Raw genomic sequence first — 6,200 nt, 5'->3', positions numbered from 1 at the left:
CCGGCGCGATCGCCCAGCCCAGCTGGACGCCGCCGCGGGCGGAGGGGAACAGGGCATAGCTGCCCGAGGCGCCCACCACCGTCACGAAACGGCCGGCCAGCCACTCCAGCACTGCCTCGGCCCCCGGGCCCTCCAACCGGAACCAGAGCACGTCGAGGGGGCTGGGGGCGCTCTCCAGCGCCAGGCCGCCCCTGCGGCGCAGCAGCGAATCGCGGCCGTCGCAGGCCACCACCAGCGCCGCCTCCAGGGCGGTGCCATCCGTCAGGCGCACGCCGGCGACGCGGCCGTCCCGCAGCAGCAGATCACTGGCGGCCTGGCCCGGGTGGAAGCGGAAGCCCGGCTGCCGGCCCGCCTGCTCGAGCAGTTCGGCGATCAGGGAGTCCTGGTCGATCAGGGTGCAGGGGACGCTGCTGCCCATGGGCTCGGCCGCCTCGAACAGGGCCTGGCCATCGAGGAAGAAGCTCCAGGCCGTGAGGGGGTGCCGCCGCACCGCCGCCGGCAGCGGCTCGAGGCCCATGGCGTCCAGGGCCGCCAGGCCGCTGGGCATCAGCCCCTCGCCGCGGAATGGCCGGCCGCCGCGGCCTGCCGCCGATGCATCGATCAGGTCGACCGGGAGGCCCCGGCGGGCCAGGAGCAGGGCCAGGCTGGCCCCGGCGGGGCCGGCCCCCACCACCAGCACCCGTGCGGTGGGGGCTGCGGAGGTGCTCAGGTGAAGGAGTTGTAGTTGAGGCCCTCGTCGGGGCTGGCATTCTCCGCCCCCTGCAGGGAGTGCTTCTTGCTGAGCAGGTAGTCCACCAGCTCCTGCTGCAGGGTCAGCAGCTCGCTGGTGCAGCCCCGGAAGGCGGCCCGGTGGCGGATCTCGTCGTGGCGGGTGTGCAGGTCCCGCAGCATCAGGTTGATGGCGTCCAGGCGCGGGGTGACTTCGCGGGAGCTGGAGACGGAGCTGGGGGTGGAGACGGAGCTGGACGCCGGGTCCATGAATCGTGTGCTATGCGTTACCGAATCGTAGACGGCGCTGCCATCACCGCCCTGCCGGCGACAGAGGGGCGCTGCCGGCCGCTGCCGCAGCTGCGCCGCCCCTGCTCCAGGCGGCGGGCGAGCCGGCGGCCGATGCCCAGTTCGGCTCCGCGCCAGAGGCGGTCGATCTCCGCCTCGAAGTGGCGGGCCAGCAGGGGGGAGCGGATCAGCAGCAGGGTCTCGTCGTTCTGGAAGGCGGCCGAAGGGCTCCAGTTGAAGCTGCCGGTGATCACATCCCGGCGGTCGATGACCGCGAACTTGTGGTGCAGCTTGTCGCCGGCCGCCAGCCGGGGCGTGCCCACCCCTTCCAGGGCCGTGCTCCAGGCCCGGTTGTCCGCTTCGATGCGGCAGTCCTGGTCGGGCAGGGTCACCCCGAGCAGGTCGAGGGTTTCGCTGAAGGCCCGGTTGGCGAAGCCCGGATCCGCCAGCAGCCGCATCGTCACGCCGCGGCCATGCAGTTCCTGGAGGCGGTCGGCCAGGTTCTGTCCCGAGAAGACGAACAGGGCCAGGTCGAGGCGCCGGCCGGCACCGGCCAGCCGGGTCTCCAGCCAGGCCAGGCCGTGGTTGGGGTCGCGGCGGCGGTGGGGCGCGAACAGCACCTCCACCGGCGTGCCGGCCACATCGACCACCTGGGCCGGTCCGCCCTCCTTGGCGATGCCGAAGCGGCTGTCGGGCCGGCCGCCGGGGCCATCGCCCCAGAGCCGGGCGAATTCGGCGGCGAACACCCCGGCCAGGGCGGGGCTGTCGAAGCGCAGCAGGTGGTTGACGTTGCCGCGGGTGGCCGGTGCGCCGGCATCGCCGTGGACGCAGGAGGGGCTGAAGTTCGCCGAGCCGGTCACCACCACCCGGCCGTCGACCACCAGGAACTTGTGGTGCATCAGGCCGCTGCCGCGGCTGCCGTCGGCGGTGTCATCGAGCAGGGGAACGCCGGCCCGCTGCAGCACGGCGACGGCGTCCCCCTGGCCCAGGGCGGCCAGCTGCTGCTGGCGCTGGCGCTGGTGGGGCGGCAGATCCACCGGATGCTGCTGGCTCCAGGGGGCGCTGTAGAGGTTCTCCAGCACCACCCGCACCCGGACTCCGCGGCGGTGGCGCTCCGCCAGGGCCTCCGCCACCGCCGGCAGGGAAAGCTCCTGCACCGCCACCAGGATCTCGAGGCGGGCCTCGCGGATGCTCTCGAGCAGCAGGGCCTCCAGGTCATCCCCCTGGCGCCACTGGCCGCTGACCGGGCTGCGGTAGCGGCTGTCGCCGCGGTGGTTGAAGGCCACCCGGATGCCCGGCGGCAGGGGCAGGGCCCGGGGGCCGCCGCCGCTCAGGGCCGCCGGTGCGGGGCCGCAGCCCCCGAGCAGGCCGGCCACGGCCAGGGCGACCAGGGGCCGCTGGGCGGGCCGGAGCAGGCGAAGGATCGCGAGAGGGTCCACGGGCTGGAGGGGGCGGCGGGTTCCGCTCCTTCAGCCTTCCCGGCGGGGGACAGGGCTCTTTCGGCTCTCCAGGGGCGCTCCGCCTGCTCGCCGGGACCTCAGTGGTGGCCTGGCATCTCCGAGGTGCGCAGCATGGCGGCGAACCAGAGGGTGCCGATCAGCACCGCGGCGATCACCCCGGCCGAGATGCTGACCCGCAGCATCAGGATCGGCACCACCAGCGGAAACAGGATCGAGCCGGCCACGGGGGTGAGGGCGACCACCGCCTTCAGCAGGCCGCGGTTGGAGCCGGTGGCGGTGTTCTCCATCAGAACCACTCGGCCACCGCCTGGCTGGCGGGGTTGCTGTTGTCTTCCGGCGTGGAACGGCGGAACTCCATGGTGATGCTGCGCTTCTGCTCGCCATCGGCCGCCAGGGCCTCGATCGGGTAGAGCTGCTGGCCGTCGCGGAAGGGCACCTGCACCCGGAAGGTGCCGTCGGCCGAGAGGGGTACCTCCTCACCGCCGATGCTGAGGCGGGCCGCCGGATCGGTGGCGCCGTAGACGATCAGCTCGGCATCGGCCACCAGCCAGAAGGAGCGCTGACGCGAGCCCACCCCACCGATGCCGGAGGCGCTGCGGCCCGAGGCCCAGGGGCCGGCGCCGGAGGCGGAGAAGGCACTACCCCCCTCGAGGCCGGCGGTGGCGTCGATCTCGTGGAAGGCCTCCGAACCGCGGCCCAGGCGGCGCCACTGGCTGGTGGCGCTCTGGTAGAGCCGCTCGTGCAGGCCGGAATCCACCGCCTCGGCGGGGGTGGGCAGGCTGGTGGAGGCGGAGGGGAAGGCGTCGAGGGAGAAGGGGACGAACTGGTCGAGGATCTGCTCGGAGGGATGCAGGGAGGGCACCCGGGCGACGGAGGAGAAGGCCAGGGAGATCCAGCCGCCGCCACCGCCCTTGCGGTAGCCGAGCTCGACCCGGTAGTCGCGGTCGGAGAGGGGGACCGGGAGGTACCACTCGGTGGCATGGCTGTCGACCACCACCTCCTGGAGGGTGTGGGGATGGGAGGAGCCGCCGGCCAGGCCGGTGACGTCGGCGACGCGCAGGCAGAGCTGGGAGGCGCCGGCGTGGAGGGCGTCGGAACGGTCGTCTTCGGAGATGTCCCAGAAGACGTAGGCCCACTGGGGATCGCGGGGCAGGAAGACGACGCGGGTTTCGGCCGCCGGCCGCGGCGCCGGAGCCATCTCGGCCTCGATGCGCTCGAGGCTGCGGCCCTCGCCCTCCTCCACCTGGCGCGTGCTGATGGCCTCCACCAGCTCCTCCTTGGACTTGCGGCTGTACAGAGAAACGCCGAGGTCGCTGGCGATCTGCCGCAGCTGGCGCAGCGTCATCATCGCCAGGGAGGTCAGCGTCTTCTGGCTCACAACATCAGAATTCGTTTGGGATCAGTCTGGAGGAGGTTTCCGCCTTTGGGCGGCAGCGCTCGGCCGTGGTCAGCATCCACTGACGGCCATGGGCGTGCCCGATCCCCCTCTCCCCAGACGGGGACACGCAAAAGCCCCACCGCTGGAAAGCGGTGGGGCCAGGGGAACGGAGGGGCCGGCGGGGGACCGGCCGGCGAGGGCCGTGCTCAGCGGCCGATGCTGCGGTAGGGCACCTTGGAGAGGTAGTCCATGCCGGTGTTGCCGGCGGCGGCGCTGCCGACACCACGCAGGGCAGGCAGGGTGCGGACCCAGGGCAGGTAGTCCTGGGGGAAGCCGCCGCGGCGCTGCTGGGCGCGCTCGGGGAAGCTGCGTGACTTGCCGGTGTAGACGATCTGGGGGAAGCCCAGGATGCCCCGGTAGTAGGACTCGTAGCGGGGGGAGGTGATGTTGAAGGGGGTTTCGCCCACTTCGCGGGAGCCCACCACCCGGTTGCGGTGGTAAGGGACGGTGTCGTAACCGAAGGCGTCCAGGTACTCCTCGGAGTCGAGGATGGCGTCCACCGCGCCCTTGACCCCTTTGGTCATGATCACGGCGGACCAGGCGATCTCCTCGGCCTTGCCGTGGACCGGGCGGCCCAGCAGCTTCTCGACCAGGTGGCGGGCCACCCGGTAGTTGCTGTTGAGGTTGTAGAAGCTGCGGTTGAAGGTGTCCGACAGGCAGAGCGCGCGGATGAACTCCCGCACGTTGATCTGGCCGTCCCGCAGCTGGGACTCAAGGGTGCGGTCGCGGTCGACCTTGAAGGCATGGAAGAAGATCTGGCGGTAGGCCGCTTCGATCACGAAATTCTGATCTTCCCGGTCCATGGCCTTGTCCATGGACACGGCCTTGGGGTCCTCGTCGGAACCCACCCGGAACGGCGCGACGCGCGAGTTCTGGGAGGTGGGGGGGTACTTGAGGAGTGGAAGAGCCACGCGTGGTCCGGCATCCGTCGTTGGGGATCGTAGAAGTAGGGCCCCGGCGGCCCCGGGCCCGGGAGGGCAGGGCTCACAGTCCGTAACGTTGGCGACACAACACCGGCGCCGCTCCCGTCACCAGCCCAGGGCCGACAGGCAGGTGGTTTCGGGGCTCGCCGGGGCGCCCGTTGCCTCGGCTTCGTCGCCTGTGCCGGTGGCGGTGGCCGCCCCGTCGACGATCCGGGTCTCGACGCAGAAGGAGGCGGTGTTGGAGAGCCCCTCGACGGTGCTGGTGCGCAGGCGCACGTCGGGCCCGGCGAAGCTGAAGCGCTCCAGGCTGTTCATCGTCTCGTAGCTGGTGGTGAGCAGCAGGCCGTCCCGGTCATCCATGGCGAAGTGGCCCGCCACCGGCGCCGTTTCGGCGTAGCCGCGATCGCGCAGCAGCAGGCCGCACCGGCCCCGTTCGTCGGTGGGGATCAGGCCGAAGACGCTCTCGCCCTCGTGGGCCTCGCCGGCCTTGTCCCAGGCCATCGAGCCGCTCCAGCGCACCCGGCAGCCGCCCACCAGGCCGGCCGGATCCTGGCCGTGCAGGACGGCGATCGCCTCCAGGCGCGGATCGGCCGCCTCCAGCTCCACCACTTCAATGAAGGAACCGCCCGCCTCGGCGCGGCGGTGCAGCAGGTGGTGGCTGCTGCGCTGGGAGCGCCAGCGGCCGCAGCTGAGCCGGAAGAAGCTGATGGCGTCGGCGATGGATCCGCTCACGGGGGCCTCAGGCGATGGGGCGCGATCAGGCGATGATCGCAACTCCCCCACCCTCCCGCGGCCCCCTGTCCGCCGCCCCCGCCGCCGCCGCCCCCGTCGCCGCCGCCCTGGCGGCCGCCTTCTGCTGGGCCTTCTCCAGCCTGCTCTGGCGCCGGCTGCCCACCTCCCTCTCGGCCGCCCGGCTGAACCTGCTCAAGAACCTGCTGGCGGTGGCCCTGCTGCTGCCGCTAGCCCTCGTGCTGCCCTGGCAGATGGCGCCGCGCTCCCTGCTGCTGCTGGCCCTCAGCGGGGTGCTGGGAATCGCCCTGGGGGACACCCTGTTCTTCGCAGCCCTGCGGCGACTGGGCACCCGGCGCACCCTCACCATCGATGCCGGCGGTCCGGCGGTGACGAGCCTGGCGGGGGTGGCCCTGCTGGGGGAGGTGCCCCGGCCGGCCCAGTGGCTGGGGATCGCGCTGATCAGCCTGGCGGTGCTGCTGGTGGTGCACCAGCGCGCCCCCCGGCAGGACGGGCCCGAGGGGGAGCTGCCGGCGGAAGGTGATGGGGCGGGCACCGACGCGGCCGCTGACGGGCTCGGGGTGGCCCTGGCCCTCGGGGCCCTGGCCTGCGGCAGCGGCGGGGGGTTGCTGGCGCGGGCGGGGCTGCTCGCCG

Annotated in this window: 8 protein-coding genes; 1 reads left to right on the top strand and 7 read right to left on the bottom strand. The window is 72.8% G+C overall.

Annotated features, from left to right (window positions below; genetic code table 11):
• From KBY81_RS16125 to KBY81_RS16095, 7 genes are all read right to left on the bottom strand, one after another.
• The coding region (locus tag KBY81_RS16125) for an FAD-dependent monooxygenase (protein ID WP_254977046.1) at positions 1-679 on the bottom strand (679 nt) is incomplete at its 3' end.
• Positions 680-705: 26 nt separating this feature from the next.
• On the bottom strand, positions 706-978 hold the full coding sequence (locus KBY81_RS16120) for a hypothetical protein (protein ID WP_106222985.1): 273 nt from the start codon (positions 976-978) through the stop codon (positions 706-708).
• 17 nt (positions 979-995) lie between these two features.
• Positions 996-2,372 carry a phospholipase D-like domain-containing protein gene (locus KBY81_RS16115; RefSeq protein ID WP_396103886.1) on the bottom strand — a complete coding sequence of 459 codons (1,377 nt, stop codon included), beginning with the start codon at positions 2,370-2,372 and terminating at the stop codon, positions 996-998.
• A gap of 161 nt (positions 2,373-2,533) precedes the next feature.
• Positions 2,534-2,743, bottom strand: a complete 210-nt coding sequence (locus tag KBY81_RS16110; RefSeq protein ID WP_106222986.1) for a hypothetical protein — start codon at positions 2,741-2,743, stop codon at positions 2,534-2,536.
• Entirely contained in the window at positions 2,743-3,801 is a 1,059-nt protein-coding gene (locus KBY81_RS16105; protein WP_254977049.1) for a DUF4912 domain-containing protein, read from the bottom strand. The genes KBY81_RS16110 and KBY81_RS16105 overlap by 1 nt, the downstream gene beginning before the upstream one ends.
• Before the next feature lie 239 nt (positions 3,802-4,040).
• Positions 4,041-4,805: a phycobilisome rod-core linker polypeptide gene (locus KBY81_RS16100; protein WP_106222799.1), complete on the bottom strand. Its 765-nt coding sequence runs from the start codon at positions 4,803-4,805 to the stop codon at positions 4,041-4,043.
• 117 nt (positions 4,806-4,922) lie between these two features.
• Positions 4,923-5,549, bottom strand: a complete 627-nt coding sequence (locus KBY81_RS16095) for a phycobiliprotein lyase (protein ID WP_106222798.1) — start codon at positions 5,547-5,549, stop codon at positions 4,923-4,925.
• A 32-nt stretch (positions 5,550-5,581) separates the two neighbouring features.
• Between KBY81_RS16095 and KBY81_RS16090 the strand changes: the two genes are divergently transcribed.
• Positions 5,582-6,200 (top strand): EamA family transporter (locus KBY81_RS16090; RefSeq protein WP_254977044.1); only part of this gene is annotated, 619 nt, incomplete at its 3' end.

The organism is Cyanobium sp. Lug-B (genome assembly GCF_024345635.1).
GTDB lineage: Bacteria > Cyanobacteriota > Cyanobacteriia > PCC-6307 > Cyanobiaceae > Cyanobium > Cyanobium minutissimum.
Note: the sequence above shows the minus strand (reverse complement) of the source record. Positions and strands in the feature narration are given on the sequence as shown.

What these genes read in the sequence shown, in the direction of transcription:
- KBY81_RS16120 (WP_106222985.1), bottom strand. Translation starts at nt 978, where the DNA reads ATGGACCCGGCGTCCAGCTCCGTCTCCACCCCCAGCTCCGTCTCCAGC.
- KBY81_RS16110 (WP_106222986.1), bottom strand. Translation starts at nt 2,743, where the DNA reads ATGGAGAACACCGCCACCGGCTCCAACCGCGGCCTGCTGAAGGCGGTG.
- KBY81_RS16105 (WP_254977049.1), bottom strand. Translation starts at nt 3,801, where the DNA reads ATGACGCTGCGCCAGCTGCGGCAGATCGCCAGCGACCTCGGCGTTTCT.